Origin of the sequence: Pelagihabitans pacificus (genome assembly GCF_009371985.2) — a bacterium.
Lineage (GTDB): Bacteria > Bacteroidota > Bacteroidia > Flavobacteriales > Flavobacteriaceae > Pelagihabitans > Pelagihabitans pacificus.
The window spans coordinates 682633-705953 of sequence record NZ_VIKU02000001.1; the positions used below are offsets into that span (position 1 = coordinate 682633).

20 protein-coding genes and 2 tRNA genes are annotated in these 23321 nt (G+C 42.4%); 15 read left to right on the forward strand and 7 right to left on the reverse strand.

What is annotated here, in order from left to right; translation table 11 throughout:
* Positions 1-5: 5 nt before the first annotated feature.
* Complete coding sequence (locus tag FK220_RS03065) at positions 6-1520, reverse strand: GH3 auxin-responsive promoter family protein (RefSeq protein WP_152572805.1); 1515 nt, start codon at positions 1518-1520, stop codon at positions 6-8.
* A gap of 79 nt (positions 1521-1599) precedes the next feature.
* Here FK220_RS03065 and FK220_RS03070 point away from each other — a divergent pair, with 79 nt between their 5' ends.
* Positions 1600-2394 (forward strand): DUF2797 domain-containing protein, encoded by a 795-nt coding sequence (locus FK220_RS03070; protein ID WP_152572806.1) that lies wholly within the window; start codon positions 1600-1602, stop codon positions 2392-2394.
* A gap of 192 nt (positions 2395-2586) precedes the next feature.
* Here FK220_RS03070 and FK220_RS03075 read toward each other — a convergent pair whose 3' ends face one another.
* The 3 genes from FK220_RS03075 to sppA form a co-directional block, all read right to left on the reverse strand.
* Complete coding sequence (locus FK220_RS03075) at positions 2587-5337, reverse strand: AsmA-like C-terminal region-containing protein (protein WP_152572807.1); 2751 nt, start codon at positions 5335-5337, stop codon at positions 2587-2589.
* Positions 5338-5490: 153 nt separating this feature from the next.
* Entirely contained in the window at positions 5491-6201 is a 711-nt protein-coding gene (locus FK220_RS03080; protein WP_152572808.1) for a queuosine precursor transporter, read from the reverse strand.
* Positions 6202-7962, reverse strand: a complete 1761-nt coding sequence (sppA, locus tag FK220_RS03085) for a signal peptide peptidase SppA (protein ID WP_152572809.1) — start codon at positions 7960-7962, stop codon at positions 6202-6204.
* Positions 7963-8033: 71 nt separating this feature from the next.
* On the opposite strand from sppA, the gene folK reads away from it, so the two are divergent.
* The gene (gene folK / locus FK220_RS03090) at positions 8034-9179 is read left to right on the forward strand and encodes a 2-amino-4-hydroxy-6-hydroxymethyldihydropteridine diphosphokinase (protein ID WP_152572810.1); all 1146 of its coding nucleotides are present in this window, start codon (positions 8034-8036) and stop codon (positions 9177-9179) included.
* 124 nt (positions 9180-9303) lie between these two features.
* On the opposite strand, the gene FK220_RS03095 is transcribed toward folK, so the two are convergent.
* On the reverse strand, positions 9304-9846 hold the full coding sequence (locus FK220_RS03095; protein WP_152572811.1) for an RNA methyltransferase: 543 nt from the start codon (positions 9844-9846) through the stop codon (positions 9304-9306).
* Between the two features lie 199 nt (positions 9847-10045).
* Here FK220_RS03095 and mutS point away from each other — a divergent pair, with 199 nt between their 5' ends.
* The 3 genes from mutS (at position 10046) to FK220_RS03110 (ending at position 12992) form a co-directional block, all read left to right on the forward strand.
* A complete protein-coding gene (gene mutS / locus FK220_RS03100; protein WP_394352417.1) occupies positions 10046-12628 on the forward strand; it encodes a DNA mismatch repair protein MutS in 2583 nt (860 codons plus the stop codon).
* 132 nt (positions 12629-12760) lie between these two features.
* Positions 12761-12836 (forward strand) — tRNA-Gly (locus FK220_RS03105).
* 71 nt (positions 12837-12907) lie between these two features.
* Positions 12908-12992, forward strand: a tRNA-Leu gene (locus tag FK220_RS03110).
* Between the two features lie 388 nt (positions 12993-13380).
* Here FK220_RS03110 and FK220_RS03115 read toward each other — a convergent pair.
* On the reverse strand, positions 13381-14187 hold the full coding sequence (locus FK220_RS03115; protein WP_152572813.1) for a phytanoyl-CoA dioxygenase family protein: 807 nt from the start codon (positions 14185-14187) through the stop codon (positions 13381-13383).
* A gap of 131 nt (positions 14188-14318) precedes the next feature.
* Here FK220_RS03115 and FK220_RS03120 point away from each other — a divergent pair, with 131 nt between their 5' ends.
* Positions 14319-15167, forward strand: a complete 849-nt coding sequence (locus tag FK220_RS03120) for a helix-turn-helix domain-containing protein (protein ID WP_152572814.1) — start codon at positions 14319-14321, stop codon at positions 15165-15167.
* A gap of 384 nt (positions 15168-15551) precedes the next feature.
* Here the strand turns inward: FK220_RS03120 and FK220_RS03125 are convergent, their stop codons facing one another.
* Positions 15552-16661, reverse strand: coding sequence for a LytTR family transcriptional regulator (locus tag FK220_RS03125; protein ID WP_152572815.1), 1110 nt, complete (start codon positions 16659-16661; stop codon positions 15552-15554).
* A gap of 215 nt (positions 16662-16876) precedes the next feature.
* Here FK220_RS03125 and FK220_RS03130 point away from each other — a divergent pair, with 215 nt between their 5' ends.
* The 9 genes from FK220_RS03130 (at position 16877) to FK220_RS03170 (ending at position 23263) form a co-directional block, all read left to right on the forward strand.
* A complete protein-coding gene (locus FK220_RS03130) occupies positions 16877-17254 on the forward strand; it encodes a hypothetical protein (protein ID WP_152572816.1) in 378 nt (125 codons plus the stop codon).
* 29 nt (positions 17255-17283) lie between these two features.
* Positions 17284-17844, forward strand: a complete 561-nt coding sequence (locus FK220_RS03135; RefSeq protein WP_152572817.1) for a YceI family protein — start codon at positions 17284-17286, stop codon at positions 17842-17844.
* A complete protein-coding gene (locus FK220_RS03140; protein ID WP_152572818.1) occupies positions 17841-18251 on the forward strand; it encodes an OB-fold protein in 411 nt (136 codons plus the stop codon). Before FK220_RS03135 ends, FK220_RS03140 begins: the two co-directional genes overlap by 4 nt.
* Positions 18248-19102, forward strand: coding sequence for a DUF5777 family beta-barrel protein (locus FK220_RS03145; protein WP_152572819.1), 855 nt, complete (start codon positions 18248-18250; stop codon positions 19100-19102). The genes FK220_RS03140 and FK220_RS03145 overlap by 4 nt, the downstream gene beginning before the upstream one ends.
* Before the next feature lie 10 nt (positions 19103-19112).
* Positions 19113-19373: a hypothetical protein gene (locus FK220_RS03150; RefSeq protein ID WP_152572820.1), complete on the forward strand. Its 261-nt coding sequence runs from the start codon at positions 19113-19115 to the stop codon at positions 19371-19373.
* Positions 19374-19623: 250 nt separating this feature from the next.
* On the forward strand, positions 19624-21162 hold the full coding sequence (locus FK220_RS20015) for a hypothetical protein (RefSeq protein WP_238718875.1): 1539 nt from the start codon (positions 19624-19626) through the stop codon (positions 21160-21162).
* Positions 21163-21398: 236 nt separating this feature from the next.
* A complete protein-coding gene (locus FK220_RS03160; RefSeq protein WP_152572821.1) occupies positions 21399-21809 on the forward strand; it encodes an OB-fold protein in 411 nt (136 codons plus the stop codon).
* Positions 21810-21819: 10 nt separating this feature from the next.
* Entirely contained in the window at positions 21820-22359 is a 540-nt protein-coding gene (locus tag FK220_RS03165) for a YceI family protein (protein ID WP_238718876.1), read from the forward strand.
* On the forward strand, positions 22349-23263 hold the full coding sequence (locus FK220_RS03170) for a DUF5777 family beta-barrel protein (RefSeq protein ID WP_238718877.1): 915 nt from the start codon (positions 22349-22351) through the stop codon (positions 23261-23263). The genes FK220_RS03165 and FK220_RS03170 overlap by 11 nt, the downstream gene beginning before the upstream one ends.
* Positions 23264-23321 lie beyond the last annotated feature (58 nt).

Consider the following 23321-nt stretch of genomic DNA (forward strand, 5'->3'; position numbering starts at 1 on the left):
GATTGCTATCCGTTCATTTGAAGTAATTCATCAATATAATCCCTTTTATTGGAAAGTCGAGGTATCTTATGTTGGCCTCCGAGCTTGTCTTTCGACTTCAGCCAATCATAAAAAAGGTTTTTCCTTGCCACATGTACCTTGGGCATCTTCAGGGTGATGTTATTGTAGCGCTTGGCTTCGTAGTCGGAATTCAACGACTTCAATGCATTATCCAAAAACTCGGTAAAGTAGTTCAGGTCTTTTGGTTTTTTTCTGAACTCGATGATCCATTCATGTGCCCCTTTCTCTTTCCCCGACATGAAAATAGGCCCGGCGGTATAATCCATAATCTCGGCCCCTGTTTTTTTACAGATACTTTTTAAGGCTTCTTCCGCATTTTCGATGATTAGCTCTTCCCCAAACACATTGATATGATGCTTGGTACGCCCGGTGATTTTTATCCGATACGGATTGGTGGAAGTAAAGCGAACCGTATCCCCGATTTTGTACCGCCAGAGTCCGGCATTGGTAGTGATGACAATGGCGTAATTGATATTCGTTTTCACTTCCCATAGCGGAATGGCACGTTCATCTTCACCCCCATAGGAATCCATCGGAATAAATTCGTAAAAAATGCCATAGTCCAGCATCAGCAGGAGGTCGTCTGCATTGTTCCTATCCTGAATGGCAAAAAAACCCTCAGAAGCATTGTAAATTTCGTAGTATTTAAAGCTTTTCCTCGGAAGTAGTTTTTGGTATTGTTCTTTGTACGGACTAAAATTGACCCCGCCATGAAAGTAGACTTCCAGGTTTTCCCATACTTCGAACAAATGGTTTTTTCCGGTTTCCTCCAACACATTGTTTAGTAGCACCAACATCCAGGAGGGGACCCCGGCCAAGCTCGTCACATTTTCTTGGGTACTCTCCTTGATAATCGCTTTAAGCTTGTTTTCCCATTCGCTCATCAATGAAACCCTACTACTAGGGGTGCTACTGAATTCGGCCCATAAGGGCATATTATCGATCAAGATGGCCGAAAGGTCCCCAAAAAAGGATCCATTGTCTTCGTAGAGCTCCTTACTACCGCCCAAACGAAGGCTTTTTCCCGTGAAAAGCTGGGAATTCTCGTTGTTATTAAGGTACAGACACAATAGGTCTTTTCCGGATTTGTAATGGCAATCTTCCAACGCCTCCGTACTTACTGGAATAAACTTGCTCTTGGCATTGGTAGTACCACTGCTCTTTGCGAACCATTTGATGGCCGTTGGCCAGAAAAGGTTCTGCTCTCCCCTTCGGGTACGTTCAATAATAGGCTCAATTTCTTCATAGGAAACGATGGGAATCCGCTCCCTGAAAGTCTCATAGTTTTGAATGGATTCAAAATCATATTTACGCCCGATCTCGGTACCCTCCGCTAGTTCTAGCAACTGATCACGCACTTCTTCCTGTACTTCTGCCGGATATTTAAGAAAAAGCTCTATCTGGTGATAGCGTTTTTTTAGCAGCCATGAGGCGATGGAATTAAACAGTGGTATGGGCATTTTTGGGTATCTTTGGTGCACTAAAATAGCTTTTCTGGCGATTACTTTCAAATAGAATAATCATACCAATTTTTTATTGATGCAGTACAAAGGCGTATTACGAAAAATGCAGACCGAGGTAGGGAGTCCTATTCAATATTACCTTGTCTTTGAGAATGATTTTTTAAACCTGAACCAAGTTCTGGATAAACAGCTGCAGATCAATTTCATCAAATTTCAGTGTCTCAACTGCGGCTTGGACCGTCCTATTTATCGACAAGGGTTTTGCAAGACCTGTTTCTATGAAATCCCCTCGGCAGGTGATTGGATAATGCGCCCCGAATTAAGTACCGCCCATTTGGAAAAGGAAGACCGCGACCTGGAGTATGAGAAAAAGGTACAACTACAACCCCATATTGTATACCTCGCCAATTCAAGCAATATTAAGGTAGGGGTGACACGTAAAACCCAGGTGCCGACGAGATGGATCGATCAAGGTGCCCATGAAGCCATTGAAATCGTGGAAGTGCCGAACCGTTATTTGGCGGGGATTACCGAAGTGGCGCTGAAAGAACATTTGAGCGACAAGACCAATTGGCGCAAGATGCTGACCAATGATGTACAAGACGAAAATCTGGTAGAATGGCGCAACAAGCTACGCCCCTATATTCCCGAGGAGGCAGCCGAGTACTTTATCGAAAACAATCAGGAAACCGAATTGAAGTTTCCGGTACTGCAATATCCGAAAAAAGTAAAAAGTCTTAATCTGGATAAAGTGCCAAACTACAAAGGGGTTCTTAAAGGCATCAAAGGCCAATACCTCATTTTTGAAGATAGTACCGTTTTTAATGTCCGGGGCAGTGAAGGGTATGTTGTGGGGATTGGGATAGCCTAAGATGACTCGTATCATACCGATACCATTAATCGTTCTTCCCATCGGTTCCAAAAAAAAAGGTAGATTTTCTTTCGAACTAATAGAAGCAAGAAATAATACAATTACAAGTATCCTATATCAATTGAAATTTATTTATTTAAGGACTAGCCACAATTCGTATTTTTGACCCTTACGTAAGCTGTGAAGAGACCCTTAATTATTGGAATCCTTTTTGGTCTTTGAGGTATCTTTCTTTTTTCCGCCTAAGAGTCCGCCTAAAATACTTTTTGCTTTTTCCTTCACAACATCTTCCTCTTTCTTGGGTACCGAATCGACCTGGGTCGTATCTTTTTTCCTGCCTCCTAAAATCCCGCCTAAAACTTCCTTGACGCCTTCCGTAGTATTATCCTCTTTTTTGGCGGTGTCCTTTTCGCTTGTATTGCGTTTTAGGATGTCCCCGATCAAGTCCTTGGCCTTATCTTTTCCCTGATTGATCAATTTCTGCTTTTGTACTTCTATCAATTGATTGGTGAGATTTTTCACACCTGTGGCAAAATCGGTACTTACCGATGGATTGTTGTACATGCCCCCGATATTGGCCGTTACTGGAATGGTCATATTTTTGAGGGATTCCTCATCAATTTGGGCAATCAGGTTGTTGATATCGGATCCCAAATATTTGGTAGGTACTTCCATGGTAGCCGTGTAGTTGAGCTTTTGGTCAAATGTATGGCCACCGGCGACATTTATCGCGACATCCCTGTATTTGATTGTAAAGGGTTTTACGCTTACGATTCCATTTTCAAAGGATAGCTTGGTCTTTAGGGCATCCAAATTCAACTCCTTGAGGTCGATAAAGTCGAGTTTGTTGTCTAAGGCATTTAGGACCGGTGTCTGCTTCGCATCGATTTCCCGGGCAAAGATATTGGCCAAGACATTCCCGCTTAGGGAAAGTAAATCAGGACTAAAATCATCGGTCAGGTTACCGGCCAATTCAATATCGGAATCCAGTTTCCCTTGAAGGATTTGGGCAATCGGGGCCAAGACTTGAAAGAGTTCCAACGATTTGAATGTCTCCCCGATCTCCAGTTTGTCCAATCCCAATTTCATAGCAAACGCGGGGGTATTGTTCTTTGTGGACACCTCACCATTAAAGGACACTTTACCGTCAAACAATGAGGAGGTCATATTGCTCAAGACCGCTTTTTCATCTTTGATTCGAAGATTACCTTTTACATTCCTCAAGGTGAGGTCATCGTACAATACAGTGTTCGCGGATGCGTTGATAGTGGCATCCAGGAATGAGGGAATTTTTATTTTTTCCTCAGTGGTAGCAGGTTTGGCCCATGCCGGTCTTTTTTCACCTTCAGATTCCTGGCTTAGGGCGGACGTTTCATCGTCGGGCACCATAAAATCGTTAAGGGCAAAAGTATCGGAGGTGAAAACGAAATTGCCTTCTACCTCTTCGTCATTGAAGAGGAAGCCCAGCAAGTTATTGATGGTTCCCGTTGCATTAAAATCGGTGGTACCCGTGGTGCCGTTGAGCTTATTCAAGGTAACCGTGCTGGGGTTAAAGGTAAGGGAGGTGGAATTTAAGGCGATAGGATTTACCAACTCTTCGGAGTTGTATTCAAAATCCCTCAAATTCAGCTCCCCACTGGTCTTGGTCTTCCCATATTGCTTTTTCTCGATGGAAGCCATGTCAAAGTCCGTAGTGATATCCGCATTTAAGAGTCCTTTTAAATCGAGGTCCCCAGGTACCGGATATGCCTTGGAAATATTGGCAAGGTTCATTTTACCGTCGACATGGGCATTCACTTTTGTATTGCCCATCAGCTCCCTAATTTTGGCGGTCATATTGAAGGTATCCTCATCGATCATAAAGGAAAGTCTGTCAATATCCACCTGGGTATCCTCGGCTATTCCCGTAGTATTGGCAATCTTGGTGTCGATAAATACATTACGTACGGTTTTGGACAACTCGGGATATTTGAAGCTAGCGTTATCCGAATTGATCGTGATATTGAATTTGGGAATGTGTTCCTCATCCACCGTACCGTAGAATCGCCCTTCGACCTCAAAGTTACCGGTCGTCTGTACATTTTCAATATTCTTGGAATAGGCTTCTGGAATCACTGCCAGAAAGTTTTTAAAGTCGGAGGAGGGGGTTTTAAAGCTGATATCGACCTCTTGGCTGTTTTCGTTCACCTTTACAAATCCGTCAAAAACAAGGGGTAACTGATTTACCAAGGCTTCATTTTTAAGGAAGGTGTATTTATCCTCCTTCAGATCGATCCCTATCACCGCATCGAGTTTTATGCTGTTCTTGTTCAAATAATTGGTACTGTCCAGATCAAAGGTGACCAAGGCCGCTGTTTGGGTATCCAACTCGGAAGTGGTAGCCGACAAATCCCCGGTACCCCTATGTTGAATATCGGACACTTCCAAGTAAACCTTGGCAGCCCTGTCGTCATATACCACTTTGGAATTGGTGATCTCGTATGACTGTAGGTCCAACGTAAAGCCTTCAGATTGTTCGGACGAGGAGGTTGTTTCTCCCGAATCCTTACCAATTTCATAGTTGGCGATTTCCTCTTCATTGACTTTTACCAATACGCTGGCCCCATCAACGCTTAGATTTTTCACCCCGATCGATTCCCCTTCACCTTTAAAGAGTTCCCCAATACCCATGGTGAGTCGCAAATCCTTGGCTGCGAACAGCGTATCGCCTGCAAAGGGTTCCCTATTGACCAAGGTGACCTCTTGAAGCCTTAGAGCTGCGTTCGGAAAACTTTTGACCAAACTCAAATCCGCTTCCGTAAAACTCAAGGTAGCATCGACATTGTTATTGACATTGTTCTTGATTAATTCCCCGATCTTGGCTTCCAGGAAAAAGGGGGCCGCTATAAGCAAACCCACGATTAACAATAAAACGATACCCAAAACCTTTAAAAATTTTTTCATTTGCTATAAATTAATTGATCTCTTCGGTTCCATGCGTTCCAGTATCCCCAAAGACCTTTTACCAAAAACGAAATTGGTCCCATACCATAAAAAGTGGTGGTCGGTACACTTCGACGTTTGTACTAATGACTAAACTCTAAAAAACACCGGATATTATGCCTCTAGATAGATTTCCTCGCCTACGGCAAGACCAAATCGTTTTCTCAAAAGATATACGAAGAAATAAAGCAAAGGGGTGTCGATAAATGCTATAAAAACCTTAAAAAGAAAGCCGCTTACCAGCAGGCCGAAAAATAAATCCCACGATAGCACTTGAAATATACATAGGAGTCCGACCACGGTGAACGTATCGATAAACTGTGACAGAAAAGTCGAAAAGTTGTTGCGCAACCAAAGATGTTTCCCTTTGGTCAATCGCTTCCAAAAATGATAGAGCGCAATATCGACATACTGTGCGCATAAGTAAGCGATCATAGAGGCCAGCACCCCAATGGGCGAGAGCGCGAATACTTGTTTGAAAGTAACATCATCTATCGGTGATGCATCGATAGCCGGCACATAATCGGATAGCGCCAATAGTCCCATTGAAAAGAAGGAAGCAAAAATACCCGCCGTTACAATTTGATTCGCTTTTTTTTGACCGAAAATCTCCGAAATCAAATCGGTGATCAAAAACGTAATGGGATAGGGAAGCACCCCTACGGAAATCTCGAATAGGGGTACGTCAAATATTTTGATTTCCCCAAAAGGATACCAATAAAAAAATTTCTGGAAAATAAGGTTCGAAACCACCAAGGAGGTAATGAACAGTGCTCCCAGATATAAGTAGATCTGGTAAGCCAGTTTCTTGTCTTTTGGCGTCATTTATTTGATATCAAGGACAAAAGGCATTCTGGCCTGAATACCCTTTTGTTCCATGGCCGATTTGATTTGTTTCATTATCTGATAGGTTTCCGTACCTACTTCCTCTTCAATGAATTGTTGTTTTGCCTGGGCACTTGCTCCACTTAAATCCTCCATCAGTTGTTCGAAAGCGCCCTTATATTTGGGGTATTTTCTAATTCCATAGGTATCCAATTCTGCCATCCGGGCCGCTTCGGCAATGGCATCGTCCAAAGTACCGAGTTCATCTATAAGCCCCAATCTTTCCGCATCGACGCCGCTCCACACCCTGCCTTGGGCTAGACTGTCGGCCTTGGCTACCGTGATTCCCCTACCCTCGGCGACCCGTTCCAGGAAGGTTTCGTACACCTCCTCTATGCCTTCCTGTACGGTGTTTCGAAAGGTATCGGTCATTGGTTCAAAAAGGGAGTAGTCGATTGAATTTTTATTGGTTCCGACTTGTTCCGCATTGATACCGATATCGGTGGCCAACCCATGAACATTGGGTAGGGTCCCGAATACACCGATAGATCCCGTCACCGTAGTCGGTTCCGCGAATATCTTATCTGCCCCGACGGCGATGTAATAGCCACCCGAAGCGGCCACATTCCCCATGGAAACGACCAACGGTTTTTTAGCATTGGCCAACTCAAGCTCTCGCCAAATGATATCGGAGGTAAGCGCACTGCCCCCCGGGGAATCAACCCGTAATACAATGGCTTTTACGTCTTCATCGTCCTTAGCCTTTCGAATAGCCTTGACTATCATACCCTGACCAATAGTTTCCTGGTTGCCTTCCCCATAGAGAATTTCCCCTTGGGCAAATACAACGGCAATTTTATCTTTCCCGCTCTTTCTTCCTTTTCTGTTCGACCGTATGACATAATCCTCGAGCCGTACCTTGTTCAAGTCTTCTTGCTCATCTATGTCGAGCGCCTCTTTTAATTTTCGCTCGTATTCATCGTAAAACAGCAAATCGTCCACGAGTCCCGAAGCCTTTGCGTATTCAGGCGTCCTTCCCCCTAACGTGTCCGCAATGGTATTCAGGTCGGCAGTGCCTATTCCCCTTCCCTTTGAAATATCATTGACCATAGTATTCCATAAAGAGTGGATAAGTTCACTGATTTGCCTTCGATTTTCCTCACTCATTTCATTGGAAAGAAAAGGCTCTACCGCGCTTTTGTATTTTCCATGGCGGATCACTTCCATTTTGACCCCCGTTTTTTCTTGAAGATCCTTAAAAAAGAGCACTTCTGAAAATAGCCCCTTGAAATCCATTCCTCCTACTGGATTCAGATAGATGGCATCGGCCACGCTTGCCAAATAATAGTCTTTTTGCATATAAAAATCCCCGTACGCATATACCGATTTCCCGCTCTCCTTAAAATTATCCAATGCCTTTCGAAGGGCCTGGGTTTGGGCCAATCCCATCATGAGAAAGTTATTGTTGATACTAATGGCCTGGATATCATCATCTTCTTTCGCAACTTCAATGGCCTGAAGGATTTCGTCCAATCCCTGAAATTTTTCAAAGAGACCCGCAAGAGGGTCTGAAGCATCGCTTCCGACATAATCCTTGACGGGGAGTTGCAGCTGCAACTCCAATACGGAGTTCGATTTGACCGAAACGGTTTCCTCGGCATTCCCGACAAGACTGATAAAAATAAGGAACATCACAAAAATAATTCCAAAGGCAATCAAGCAACCGAGAATCGCTGCCAGTAGGTTTCTTAAAAACTTCATGCTACACAAGCTATAATTATGATTCAAAGATAATGAACTCCACCTGACTTTTTGTTACTTTGCCTACGATTATGGCGGACCCCAAAACGACATACCTATCCCTTGGCAGCAATCTAGGCAACAAGGCGAACAATCTGCAGCAGGCACTTTTCGCCATTCAACAAAAGGTCGGGAACATTGTGCGGATCTCCCCTGTTTATAAGAGCGGTGCCTGGGGATTCGATGCGGATGATTTTCTGAACGTTTGTATCGCCTTGGAAACAGAACTGGCACCACATGATCTGTTACAAGGTTTGCTTGAAATCGAGAGGCACATGGGAAGAACACGCCTCAAGGAAGAAGGCTATGAGCCCAGACTCATCGATATAGATATCCTTTATTATGAAAAGGAAAGTGTCGTATCCGATACACTGATCGTTCCACATCCTGAAATTCCATTCCGGAAATTCGTACTGAAGCCTTTGTCCGATATAGCACCTCAGTTCTATCACCCCATACTGAACAAAGATACCCGAAATCTACTTCAGGAATGCAGGGATAAGGGAACCCTGGAAAAAACAACCGTTCGTTTGTTCAAGGATCGCCAATCGCTTTTGGCCCATCTTGGTTTTATCTCTATCGAAGGAAATATTGGTGCAGGAAAAACCACCTTGGCCAACAAGATCGCGGAAGACTACAATGCCAAATTGGTATTGGAAAGATTTGCGGACAACCCTTTTCTGCCTAAATTCTATGAAGACCAAAGCCGATATGCCTTTCCGCTGGAAATGTCCTTTTTGGCAGATCGCTACCAACAGTTCACCGACGACACCTCCCAGTATGACTTATTCAAAAACTTCATGGTGAGCGATTACGATATCTATAAATCGTTGATTTTTGCACAAGTGACCTTGCAAAAAGAGGAATTCAGGCTTTATCGAAAGTTATTCAACCTCATGTACCGGGAGGTCAAAAAGCCAAAAATCTACGTTTATCTGTATCAGACAACGGAACGTCTTTTGGATAATATCAAAAAGCGCGGAAGGGAATATGAGCAGAATATCACAGCCGATTATTTGGAGAAAATCAATCAAGGGTATTTCGACTTCATCCGCAGCTATCCGGGGCAAAATAGCTTGGTGCTCGATGTCACGGAACTAGATTTTGTAGCTAGTACGAAAGACTATGAAAGTGTCGTAAAAAACATCCAGGACTTTGCAACGGAGAAAGTGCTTTGACATTTTTTATCGAAAATACTTGCACAGAAAAAATGCATTTGCGTACTTGCCTGCTCCTAATCGGAAACTAAACTAACTCAAACCATAGACAAGGCCCCGACATATGCTGTCGGGGTTTTGTTATCTAGGGAGTTAAGGATCGGTGTAATTTTGACCAAATATCCCAGATAACGATTCCGGCGCTTACCGAAATATTCAGGGAATGCTTGGTGCCGAATTGCGGAATCTCCAACACCCCATCGCAGAGGTCTACCACCTCTTGGGACACCCCCTTTACCTCGTTCCCAAAAACCACGGCATATTTTTTCGATGCAGCTACTTCAAAATCGTTCAAAAGGGTCGCATTTTCCGTTTGTTCAACGGCAAAGGTCAGCAACCCATCCGATTTTAATTCGTTCAGAAGGTCCAATGCATTATCCCTATATTCCCATGCCACACTTTCCGTGGCCCCTAATGCCGTTTTATGGATGTCTTTATGTGGAGGGGTCGCCGTGATTCCACAGAGGTAAATTTTCTCTACTAAAAATGCGTCCGCGGTACGGAAAACCGAACCAATATTATTAAGGCTACGAATATCATCCAGTACTAGCACCAAAGGGGTCTTCTTAGCCCTTTTGAAAGCTTCGATATCCAATCGGTTTAGTTCTTCGTTTTTGAGTTTGCGCATTTAAGGTTTAAGGTTCACGGTTGATAAGGCACATGTTTCTTCTTGGGCGCTGTGACCCCCTAAAAACTTATCCCCATAATATCAACAATGCTGGGGTTTACCTTCCAAAATCGCTACTTTCGTTTCACGTTCGGTATCGTAAAAATAGTTCAATAAAATCAGTTTGGGAAAAACGAAAATAAAGAAGGTGACCCCTTTGATGAAGCAATACAATACCATCAAGACCAAATATCCTGATGCGCTGTTGCTTTTTCGGGTGGGTGATTTTTACGAGACCTTTGGGGAAGACGCGGTAAAGGCCTCGAAGATCCTGGGAATTATACTAACACAACGAAACAATGGCGGCGATCGTACCGAGTTGGCCGGTTTTCCCCATCATTCGCTGAATACGTATTTACCAAAATTGGTCAAAGCGGGGCAACGGGTCGCTATCTGCGATCAGCTCGAAGATCCTAAAATGACCAAAACGATCGTAAAACGGGGCGTTACGGAATTGGTCACTCCCGGAGTTGCAATGAATGACGATATATTGTCGGCTAAATCGAACAATTTTCTGTGTGCCGTTCATTTTGGAAGAAAGCTCCTAGGGGTTTCCTTTGTGGATATTTCCACGGGAGAATTCCTTACCGCCGAGGGAGGTGAAGAACAAATTGATAAACTGCTTCAAAATTTCGCACCCAATGAAATCCTGGTCTCCAAAAGCCATAAGAAAGAATTCTTTACCCTATTTGGAAATCAGTTCCACACTTTTTTTATGGAAGATTGGGTCTTTCAAGAAGATTATGCCCTTGAAACCCTCACGGCCCATTTTAAGACGGCCACCCTAAAGGGTTTTGGGATCGATCATTTACGGCATGGCATCGTGGCCTCAGGAGTGGCATTGCACTATCTCTCCGAAACCCGGCACCGTCAATTGCAGCATATCAATACCTTGAAACGTATCTCCGAGGAGGAGTACATATGGATGGACCGCTTTACCATTCGCAACCTGGAATTGTATCATTCCACGAATGTGAACGCGGTTACCCTCTTGGATGTGATCGACCGGACCCTTTCGCCCATGGGTGGAAGATTGTTAAAACGCTGGCTCGCCCTTCCGTTAAAGAATATCGAAAAAATACGGCGGCGGCACCAAGTGATTTCCTATTTGGCGAAAGCGGAGGAAAACCTCGAGAAACTACAACATTGGATCAAGCAGATGGGCGACTTGGAACGTTTGATTTCAAAGGTGGCGACTGGAAAAATCAATCCCAAGGAGGTAGTACAGCTTAAAAATTCCTTAGAGGCCGTTGTCCCTATCAAACAGTTGACCGCCCGAAGTGGCAACGAGGCGCTTCTATTGATTTCCGACCGGTTGCAATCCTGCGAACTACTTCGTTCCAAAATCAAGGAAATGCTGTATGAGGAAGCCCCGACACAGATTCCCAAGGGAAAGACGATCGCCGATGGGTATTCAGATGAACTCGACGAATTGCGGCGATTGGCCTACTCAGGAAAGGACTATTTGGATACGATGTTGGAGCGGGAAACAAAACGTACGGGAATCACTTCCCTAAAAATTGCTTCCAACAACGTCTTTGGTTATTATATCGAAGTGCGTAATACGCATAAAGAAAAAGTGCCCGAAGATTGGATCCGCAAACAAACACTCGTAAGTGCGGAGCGCTACATCACGGAGGAACTAAAAGAGTACGAAGCAAAAATCCTTGGTGCCGAAGAACGGATTTTAAGTTTGGAACAACAACTGTTCTCCCAGCTGGTGGTATGGATGCAGGAATACATTTCCCCTGTTCAAAACAATGCCCAGCTCATCGCACAGCTTGACTGTCTTTGCGGTTTTACCCAATTGGCCAAGGAAAACCGGTATGTTATGCCAATCATCAACGATTCTACCGAAATCGAAATAAAGAATGGGCGACATCCCGTTATCGAGAAGCAGTTGCCCCCGGGGGAATCGTACATCGCAAACGACGTACTACTCAATCGGGAAGACCAGCAAATCATCATGATCACAGGACCCAATATGAGTGGGAAATCCGCTATTTTACGACAGACCGCCTTAATCGTACTGCTTGCGCAAATGGGAAGCTTTATCCCCGCCGACTCGGCCAAAATCGGTTATGTCGACAAGATTTTTACACGTGTAGGGGCCAGCGACAATATTTCAATGGGGGAATCGACCTTTATGGTAGAGATGAACGAGACGGCCTCTATTCTGAACAACCTCAGCGACCGCAGCCTAGTATTGTTAGACGAAATTGGTCGTGGTACGAGCACCTATGACGGTATTTCCATCGCATGGGCCATTTCGGAGTATCTTCACGAACACCCTGCCAGGGCGAAGACCCTATTCGCAACGCACTATCACGAATTGAACGAAATGGCCGCCACCTTTGAACGTATTAAAAACTACAATGTTTCGGTCAAGGAACTAAAGGATAACGTGCTATTTCTCAGAAAGCTCACTCCTGGTGGCAGCGAGCATAGTTTCGGGATACACGTGGCCAAAATGGCCGGTATGCCGCAACAAGTCATTCGCAAGGCCAATAAAATTTTGAAAAAATTGGAGAAATCCCACTCCAGCGAGGAACTCACTGATAAGCTGCAATCCGTTCAAAGCGAAATGCAGTTAAGTTTCTTTAACTTGGACGATCCCTTGTTGGAGCAAATCAAGGAAGAAATCACCCATTTGGACATCAATACGCTCACCCCTGTCGAGGCCTTGATGAAGTTAAGCGAAATCAAACGGCTACTTACCAAAAACAAGAAGGCCACCTCTTGAATCTACCCCCTAATTGGGGCTTTTGGCTTTTGTTTCTTTTGTCAAAATTTTCTTTGCCTTTCATAGAATTATATTAAATTTGCATCCGCATCATTGGAAAGATGCGATGTTCTCTTAAAAGCTAGTAGAAATGCGAAAATAGCTCAGTTGGTAGAGCGCCACCTTGCCAAGGTGGAGGTCGCGGGTTCGAATCCCGTTTTTCGCTCCAAAGGAAACGCTGCTCGCCGGCGTTTTTTTGTTTGAAGTCCGGCCCTCCATTACAAAGGTTTCGGAGGACACGCTCGAGTGGTGGAATTGGTAGACACGTTGGACTTAAAATCCAATGGCCATTATGGCCGTGCGGGTTCAAGTCCCGCCTCGAGTACAGATGTATGGAAAACCAAAGCTGTCGCTTTGGTTTTTTGTTTGGTAACGGACCCTACCTTCGTTAAGTGCAACAGCTAAACAAAAGGAAATCCGAATAGTATCGGTATTGGCTTGATGCTTTACCAATAAAATAATTGCCCGTTTACGAATGACCATAAATAGTCGAAGTTATACCAAGCATTACGTTGCCATGCCGCATTTTCCTCCGATGCGAACCGATATTGAAAGCATGCGAGCGGTGTACTCTTAACAAGTTCTTGAAATAGCAATGCTTTCCCATCCAGAATCCTCACATAATTCCTAAGGTAGCCTACTCTTGCAAATATTAGTAATCCCAATGGCTTGAACTTGATTTACAACGAATACTTACTACAAGGAGGTACGAATCAATACAAAACAGGATTTAGTGGGGTGTTGATGGTCTGGCCGATTTTTGCTCCGGGACACCAGGTTTCCCAATCGTTTTTCTGGCCATCATTCGATGGTTCTTTAAGTTTCATCTCCTTATCCATGTAAATCACGGTCATGACTTTTCTCGTCCGATCCGTGGTATTTGCGCCTGCTCGGTGGTATACCCAACCCGAGTGAAAACTGATTTCTCCGACTTCAAAAGGCTCGATGACATGCTTAAAATCGGTTACCTTTAAACGTTTTTCGATCAACATTTCACTATCGGCACCAATCGATAGTTCCCTACCTTCCATAATCCCGTGACTGCCGGCACTGAATTCAAGCGGCCCCATTTCCAAACCGGTTTCTTGCAACGGAATCCAAGCTGTGATTGTTTTATCGGTTTCTAAGGGCCAATAGTGCTGGTCTGCATGCCATGGTGTAATGCCACCACCGGCTTCTTTGAACAACGCTTGGTCATGATATAAACGGACACCCTCAACCTGCATTAGGTCCGATGCGATTTTGGCAATACGTTTGCTAAACACCAACTCCTTAATAGCACTGTCTTCTTTCCAAAGGTTGAAAAGTTGTAAAAAGGCCTTATCGTAAACAGAGCGTTCGGCTAGTGGAACAGTCTGTTGGTTCAATTCATCTACCTTCTTTGAAATGACCTGATTGAAATGCTCCAAAGTGGTGCTGTCCAGTACATTTTTAAGTTTAATGTATCTGTTCTTATGGTAAAACTCGATTTGCTCGGCCGTTAGAACATATGGTTGGTCCAATGCTATCGTGGTTGACATAATTTTACTTATTTATAGGAACAAAGGTATCACCATACTTGGGGTAATTATTTTTACATCTGAACCCAAACTATGCGTATTTAAACTTAAATGTATATTTTTAGAAGAAAACAAGTTTTAAACAGCTTATTTTGAAGCCTACACTAGAACAACTGAATTTAAATAACTCAGAACGATCCTTTCGGTTTTTCAAAAGGGAGGTCGACGCCTTTCGGCCCTTTTGGCATTACCATCCAGAACTGGAGGTGACCTTCATTTCAAAAGGAAATGGCACTCGGTTTGTAGGTAATTCAATTGAGCCATTTACAAATATGGACTTGGTCATGATTGGTAAAAATCTCCCACATCACTGGGTTGGCGTCCGTAGCGATACGGAAGAAAAACAGGAGGCGTTCGTATTTCAGTTTAACGATGATATGTTTGTAGGTTTCAAGGAATGTAGCGACTTTGAAATCTTGTTCGATTTATCAGGAAGAGGAATATTTTTTGAAAGTCCCTCAAACTCGCTGGTCCATCGTATTCTCAATTTTGAGTTTTTGAACGATGTGGAACAACTTTGCTCCTTGCTATTACTGATGAAGGACTTAAACAGTCATGGTCGCAAGAGGTTTTTGACCTCCGAATCCTACGCCCTTATGCATAATCAAAAATTGACCCGGCAAAAGTTCACAAAAGTCAACCATCATATACTTGAAAATCTCGATCAAAAACTAACGGTGAACGAAATGGCCGAGATAACCCATATGGTACCACAGTCATTCTGTCGCTGGTTCAAGAAACACTCAGGCCATTCTTTCGTGAATTTTTTGAATCTTTCCCGGATAGAACGGGCGTGTCAGCACTTGGTACTATCCTCAAATCCCATCCAGGAAATTGCTTTTAACTGTGGTTTTGAGACAATAAGTCATTTTAATCGAACGTTCAAAAAAATTAAGAAAATCAGTCCAAGAGAATATCGTAGTAAAAAATATTCCCGATAATTTTCACCCTGGCCTAACCGCCCATTTCCTCATCTCTTGGTTCGCTTAGCACAGTTTACCATGCCAATGTAAAAATCGCATTCCAAAAAACAGCTACTTCGGCTGTGGCTTTTCGTTTTGGAAGTGGAGCCAAGCGGGATTGAGTGGCAGTGTATAAAACTGAAAATCATCCTGTAGGGATTGGGTTTCCATTCTTAAGATGTTAGTATCGGGACTCACCGAAGGCAATTCCCGTCTCGAGAACAAAAGCCTTACTAAACGTAAGGCTTTTTGTTTGACTTAAAATCAAAAAAAGTATGGGTGGAACGGTACTGCTCATCCATTCATTTGTTGATAGATTTCCATCTCAATATGGATTAAAATCGTACAAAGATTGCAATCAATCTATTGATTTAACCATTGTTTGAATTCCGAAGCTCTATTCTTACTTATAATGATATCAAGTTCAGAATTTGGGTTTATTAAAATTTTGAGTTGGTTGTTACCATACTTAACGATTTTTTCAATTGCGGAAATTGCAATGATAAATTGTCTATTTGCCCTGAAAAAATGGTTTCCATCAAGATTGGAAATAAGCTCGTCAAGACTGGAATTTGAAGTTGATCTTTTGGAGTCTATACAAACTATGTAAGTAATAGTGTTTTCAGTATATATATATGCAATTTCCTTGGTAGGCACCGGCCTAAGTTCATTTCTATGATAGGTAAGTATGCGGCTTTTTGAGGAACTATCATCCTCATTATTTTCAACCGATTGCCCTACTACTCTTTTTTGGTATGCATCTACCGCACTATTGAGTTTTGCCAGATTAACTACTTCGTTGGAAAGTTTCACATTCTTTTCCTCTAATCTATTTTCATACCTGCTACCGATTAGCCTCACTATAACAACGGAAGTAACTATCATAACAAGCCCCATAACGATCAAAATGTTATAGAACTTATTTCTTAAATCATTTATTTGTGACATTACCAATTGGGTATTGGCATGTGCTGCAATAATCCAATCAGAATTATCAACGGGATATAGATAAATTACCTCTGATTCTTGTGAAGTATCCTCAAAGTCCCGAATTCCCCCCACGGCCTGTTTATTCTGTAATAAACTGTAAAAGTCTTTTGAGGTTAAATCGTCCGATACTGATGAAACAAAAGATTCTTCCGGACTTATGCTTTGCCCGACAACTTTAATATCCGGATGACAAATGATTTTACCGGACCAGTCAAACATACTTACAAAACCGATGGTCTGGTTGGTACTACCTATGCTGTTTTGCAAGGAAATAATTGCGGTATCCTTTAAAACACCATTCTTTAACTGTTCTCCTAATAGGGAAGCTACTTCCCTAGCTTCTCTTTTACTGAATTCCAACTGCGTCTCCAATACCCTATCTACGCTGAACTTCACAAAATAACGAACCGCAACGCTTGATATAATCAAAAAGATTATCGTAATACCTAAAAATGTCAAAAGATAGAGGCGATCTTTTCGCATGGCTGTTCAATGAAGTGCTAAAATAGTAATCTTTAAAGATACAGGGCCACTGAGGGGCTTATAAGGTGGGCAAATCTAAAAATCGACAAAATTTCAACCATTAAAATTCCCGATTAAACCCAAAATTTCCCTTTCACGGAGGTTAATAGGGTACCCTGGCCCTGAAATTATTCTATTTGATTTCAATTAAAATTAATCTCTTAAAAATAAAAACGATGAAAAAAACAAGACTAGGCATAGCTTTTTTCTGCGCCCTTTGTATTTGGAGTTGTACAAATGATAGCGAAGCCGATTTAATTGAACAAGAACAAATGGATGATGAGCCTACGGATGGCTCCGGGGTCACTTACGAAAACACAATTCGATCTATTATGCAAAGCAGCTGTGTTAACTGCCACGATGATCCCCCTAGAAACGGAGCCCCTTTCGCCCTGGTTACTTTCCAACAAGTTAGCTCCAGAGCCAATGGTATCCTGGAAGCTATGTCTCGCCAAAGCGGTGAGTCGGCGGCCATGCCTCCTGCAGGGAGACTCCCACAAAACACGATAGATCAAATTCAGCAATGGATCGATAACGGACTCCCTGAGAATTAAAATATACTTCTAACGATTAAACCTTAAAAATGAAACAACGTAAAATCCCATTGGCGGCAATACTCATTCCCATTAGTGTATTTGCTTTCAATCTGAATGCCCAAAGCAAATATGTCGATAAAGCTGGCTACCTAAAATTTGAAGCCTCGGAAGCACTTTTCGAACCCGTCGAAGCGATAAACAAATCTGTAACCGCAGTACTAAATACCGATACCGGTGAATTTGCCTCTTTGGCATTGATTGTAGGTTTTCGGTTCGAAAATTCGCTAATGGAAGAACATTTTAATGAAAACTACATAGAATCCGAAACGTATCCTAAAGCCATATTCAAAGGGATGCTGATTGATTTTGACCTTTCAAGTTTGTCTAAAGACCCCATAGAAATTATGGTAGATGGGAAATTAGCATTGCATGGAAAAGAAAAAGAGGTCAAAACGATGGTCAGTATGCAAAAATTGAATGGCACCATAGTCATGAAGGGGGGCTTTACCGTCACCCCTTCAGACTTTGATATTGAAATTCCATCCATTGTAAAAAACAAAATTGCCAAAGAGGTGCTTGTATCGTTGAACTTTAATCTTAAACCATGAGTAAAAAGAACAAGAGGTACTTCCTAATGGGTTTCGCCGCCTTGGTGATCTTAACAGCTTTTGTAATCTATGACAGGGTTTTTAATGCTGCACCTAGAGAGATAGCCAAGGAAACCACGGAATTTTCGATACCCGCTGACAATCTACAATTTCATTTTGCGGATAATCAAGCGAAGGCCACGGCGAAGTATTTAAACAGGGTGCTGGAAACCAGTGGGTCGGTCACTGAATTAGGAACCAATACGATGGTCTTGGAAAATAGGGTTCAAGTCTATTTCTTGGACAATCCCGAACAGGATATTTCCCTGGGGGATACTATAAGCATCAAAGGTAGATGTGTTGGCTTTGATGAGCTGTTACTCCTAGTCAAAATAGATCAAGCAACAACCATAAAACAAAATAAATGAAAAATATTCTAGTAATACTAATGCTCTATCTTACGGCAAGTACGCTTTGTGCCCAGGAAGATTTGCTTGCGGAATTTGATTCGGTCCCAGCTGACAACATCAAGAGTGCGGCATTCAAAGGTTTAAAAATCGTAAATTTTGAGTCTACTAAAATGGTCTCTAAAGGAGAGCTCTATTTTGTGACTTCACATCGGTTTGGTTCCGTGAAAGCCGGTATTGAAGATTTTTTTGGTTTGGATCAAGCCGTGACCCGTTTGAACTTCATATACGGAATCTCTGACGGAATTAATATAGGTATTTCCAGAAGTTCTTTTCAAAAAATCTATGAGTCATCCTTAAAATTAAGATTGGTTCGCGAAAAAGCCGGTGGCTTTCCATTTACCATTGTTAGTTCAAACAACATATTGCTGAACACGGCATTGGATGATGAGATATTACCCGGGCTAAGCTTCGAGAATCGTCTGGGATATACGGCGCAGCTGTTAATTTCAAAAAAGTTCAATAAAAACTTCTCGCTTGAATTAATGCCCACTTTCTTCCATGACAACTTGGTGGCCTTGGATGAACAAGAAAATTCTCAATATGCTATCGGCTTTGGTGGAAGGCATAAGTTGACCAAGAGATTTTCAATCAACTTCGACTATGGCCTTCATCTGAACAGGGCATCGAACTCCCCATTTAAGAACCCCCTTTCCGTCGGGATAGATATTGAAACCGGAGGGCATGTTTTTCAGCTACATTTTACCAACGCACAGCCCATGAATACGAATGGTTTTCTAGGACAAGGAACAGGGGATTGGGGGGACGGTGATGTTTTCTTTGGCTTTAATCTTTCCAGGGTTTTCAACTAAAACGACACTTATGAAACAACAGATCGCAAGAATTCAAGTACAGAACAACTTTTGTGAAAGGTGTAAAAGTTCCATACAAACAAAGTTGACAAAAATAAGGGATGTCTCCAATGTTCGGCTTTATCCCAAAGAATCCCTGGTGGTATTTAATTTTTTCAGGGCCAATGAGCTGTCCGATGTACTCAACGCCCTTACTGAGATGGGCTATCCGGAAGAAGGGGAAAGGATAAACCGGGATACGCTTCTAAGATCAAAATGGTGCATGTGTTAAGTTGTACTTCGAAGTCAGTGCAACGGCGGGGATGAGATCATTTCGGGAAATCAACAAAGATAGTATGATACGACTTTAGCCCATGGTTCCTATAACATCATTAATCAAATCAAAATGACACTTTACACCAAAAATACATTCCCTTTTAAAGCTAAATATTCCCTTTCACCTAGGTTTTGTGTATAAACATCACCGCTCAAGGGTTTATTTGCCAGCATAAATAATTTAATAATTCTAAAAAAATAGTACAATGAAAAAAGTATTTTTAGCAGCAATGGTCACTTTATTCGTAGTCGGTTGTAGCAAGGACGACGATAATGGATATGGCCCAAAACAAGATCAAGATCAAGAAGTAATCGATGACCCTGTGGTGGTTGAAAATTCGGTTAGATTGGCTTCTGATAACACCTTTGGAACGGTACTTACCAATGCGGAGGGGTTTACATTGTATTTCTTCGCTCCTGATAGTAAAGGAGATTCCAACTGCGTGGATGGTTGTTTGGCGAATTGGCCCGCTTTTAACCCAAGCGAACTAAGCTTGGACGAAGGTCTAAATGCGGATGATTTTAGTACGATAACCAGAACTGACGGCGCCGAACAAGTTGCCTACAAAGGATGGCCGTTGTACCTCTTTGCAAATGATACGGAGGCAGGACAAATAAATGGAGATGGCGCAGGAGATGTTTGGTTTGTTGCCAAGCCCGACTATTCAGTGATGTTTACAAGGTCTCAGCTTGTGGGAAGGGACGCCGATGGTAACGAGACCAACCTTACCAGCGCTTATGAAGCAGGGGACGAGGAGACATTTTATATGACCGATGCCAATGGCAATACGCTCTATTCCTTTATCAATGATGAGAGCGGAACCAATAATTTTACCAACGAGGATTTTTCCAATAATGGGGCTTGGCCTATTTTTCAAACCGCACTGGAAAATGTACCTAGTATATTGAATGCAGATGATTTTGGGACCATATCGGTTTTTGGTGAAGCACAATTAACCTATAAAGGGTGGCCACTTTATACCTTTGGCGGTGACGAGAATCGAGGGGACAATTTTGGGGTCGGATTCCCGGTGGCCGGCATATGGCCCATTTTAAACCTGGATACCGAAAGTGCCCCTGCTCCAGAGGTTGACACATCCGCTGTTGAAAAAACATTTACCGTTTCAAATGTTGGGGCCTCTGCGTATCTCTTTGATTTTACAAGTTTGGAAAACCCGGAGCTTGAATTGACCAGGGGCAGTACTTATGAATTTTCGGTTGACACGCCCGGACACCCATTTATCATTAAATCCGTGCAAGGTACAGGAACGGATAACACCTATGATGACGGTGTGACCAATAATGGTGCGGCAACGGGAACAATAGTGTTTACGGTACCCGAAGATGCTCCCGATGTTTTATTTTACATCTGCGAGTTTCATGGTTCGATGACCGGCAGAATTCGAATAGTGGACGCGACGGAGACCACTTCTTTTGACGTTGGCAATAATGGCGCTACCTCCTATGTTTTCGATGGAAAAGGTTTTGCCGGTGATGAAAATCCAAATTTTAACTTAAGAAGAGGAAGAACATATGAATTCGTTGTCAATACACCAGGGCATCCTTTTATCATTAAAGCTGTACAGGGCACGGGTACGGGCGACGCCGTTAATGACGGGGTTACAAATAATGGCGTGGCAACAGGAACAATAAGCTTTACCGTTCCCGCCGACGCTCCTGATACGCTTTTTTATATTTGCGAATTTCATGGCAGTATGACCGGTACTTTTACAATCAGCGATTGATTCATACCATCTTTATAAAATGAGGCTGTCTCTATAGTCGAGAAAAGGCGTCATTGCGAACATAGTGAGGTAATCTGTTTGTCGCCTGTCAAAAAACGTACAGATTGCTTCCCCGGATAGTTATGGGGTCGTAATGCAAAAAGCGAGACTTAGTAGACAGCCTCATTATTCAAACATTTGGGCTTCAAAAAGTCCCGTATAAACATTAGTTTTAACTACTTTTTAAAGGTGGGAATATGAGAAGGAGTACCAGATTTTCCTATTTAACGGTTTTTATACTTGTATTTCTATGTCTTTTAGGCTGTAATCACCGTTTAAATGGGGATCTAACAAACGTGCCGGCAAGTAAGGTATATACGGTGGAGCAATTGATTTCCGAATTCCAATCAAACAAGAAAGGCGATACCGAGCTCGTAATTGCAGTAGAAGGAATTGTGCATGAAATCAACAATGTCAATGACAGGCACACCATTTTGCTAGAGGGGGAAACTGCCAGCGAAACCTATGTGATATGCGATATGAATACCAACCAATTAAATACTACGGAAGCGGTAAAAAGTGGAGATTTGATTTTAGTAAAAGGTCTTTTAAAAGGTTTTCTAAAAGACGTTATTATGTTGAATTGTGTAGTGATTAAGACCGAATAGAATGATAAGAATGTTAGCTGTTTTTTTAATAGCACTTTTAAGCACCTCGGAAATCGATACTGATGGGAAGGTAATTGCCCGGCAGGGCAAGGTGTCTTTCTTCTCACACACATCGGTAGAAGACATAAAAGCGGAGAACAATCAGGTGCTAAGTGTTATTGACCTAAAAGACGGAAAAATTGCTGTTAGTATGCTTATGAGTGCCTTCATTTTTGAAAAAGCGTTGATGAGGGAGCACTTTAATGAAAGCTATATAGAGTCGGACATTTACCCCAAAGCTATCTTTGAAGGAGTTTTAGTTGATTTTGACCCCGCCGTTCAGGGAGAGCAAACCCGTATGGCAAAAGGAGTTTTTACTATGCACGGGGTATCAAAATCCCTTGAAATTAAAGTCAAAATAGAAAACAATACGAGTGGTTACGTCGTTTCGGGTAGTTTTGAAACATATGTAAAAGATTATGATATTAATATTCCTCCCTTGCTCGCCGGAAATATTGCCAAAAGCATTTCAGTAGATTTTAGATTTGAATACGAGCCCTATGAAGACTAAAATAATTTTTACGTTGGCATTCGCATTGCTGACCACGGTGCATTACTCATTTTCGCAAGACCTGCTGGGAATTTTAGAATCTGAACAGCAGAATGATGTTCCGTTTATCCCCGCAACATTTAAAATGACGCGTATAGCCGTCGGACACTCCACTGAAGTTCGGGGCAAGGGGATTTTGGACCTTTTTGTTGCGAATCGATTTTGGAATACCCCGGCCGACAGAACCCAAAGCTTTGTCGCGGATAGAATGAGCAGCCGAATAGCACTTGAATACGGTATATCCGACAGACTTACTTTTGGAACTGGCGCAACCACTTTTGATGGACTTTTTGACGCGCATCTTAAATATCGAATTGTGCAGCATACCGATAAAAAAGGATTTCCATTTTCGATTACCCTTTTCCAAAACATGAGTTATAACAGTAGTCCCTTTGGTAACCAAGACATAGCCGACGACTTTTCGGACAGAACAGCTTTTACGTCACAAATTTTACTTTCAAAAAAGGTGACAAAAGACTTTTCGTTCCAAGTTTCGCCTACATACATAAATAAAAGCCTAGGTTTATCAGAAAATGATCCTAAAAATTTCTTAGCTATTGGTTTGGGAGCTAGATATAGGTTGGGGTATCATTTAAGTCTGGTATCTGAATATTATCATACATTCAACCCAATAAAATCTTTCACTACTTATGATACTTTTGCCATTGGCACCAACTGGGAATTAGGTGATATCATGTTGCAATTTATGTTGACCAATGCCGTGAATATGGTAGAGGATGCATTTATAGTTCAAACTAGGAATAACTTTAATTTTCGCAATCCCAATTTAAATTTTGGTTTTAACGCCACCTATGTCTTCCATTTTAAAAATAGGCTTAAAACAAAAAATAAGGACAAATTGTAGATTATTGGGTCGGGTTGTTCGACTACCGATGAATTCCTATTTTTAACGTCAACTAAAA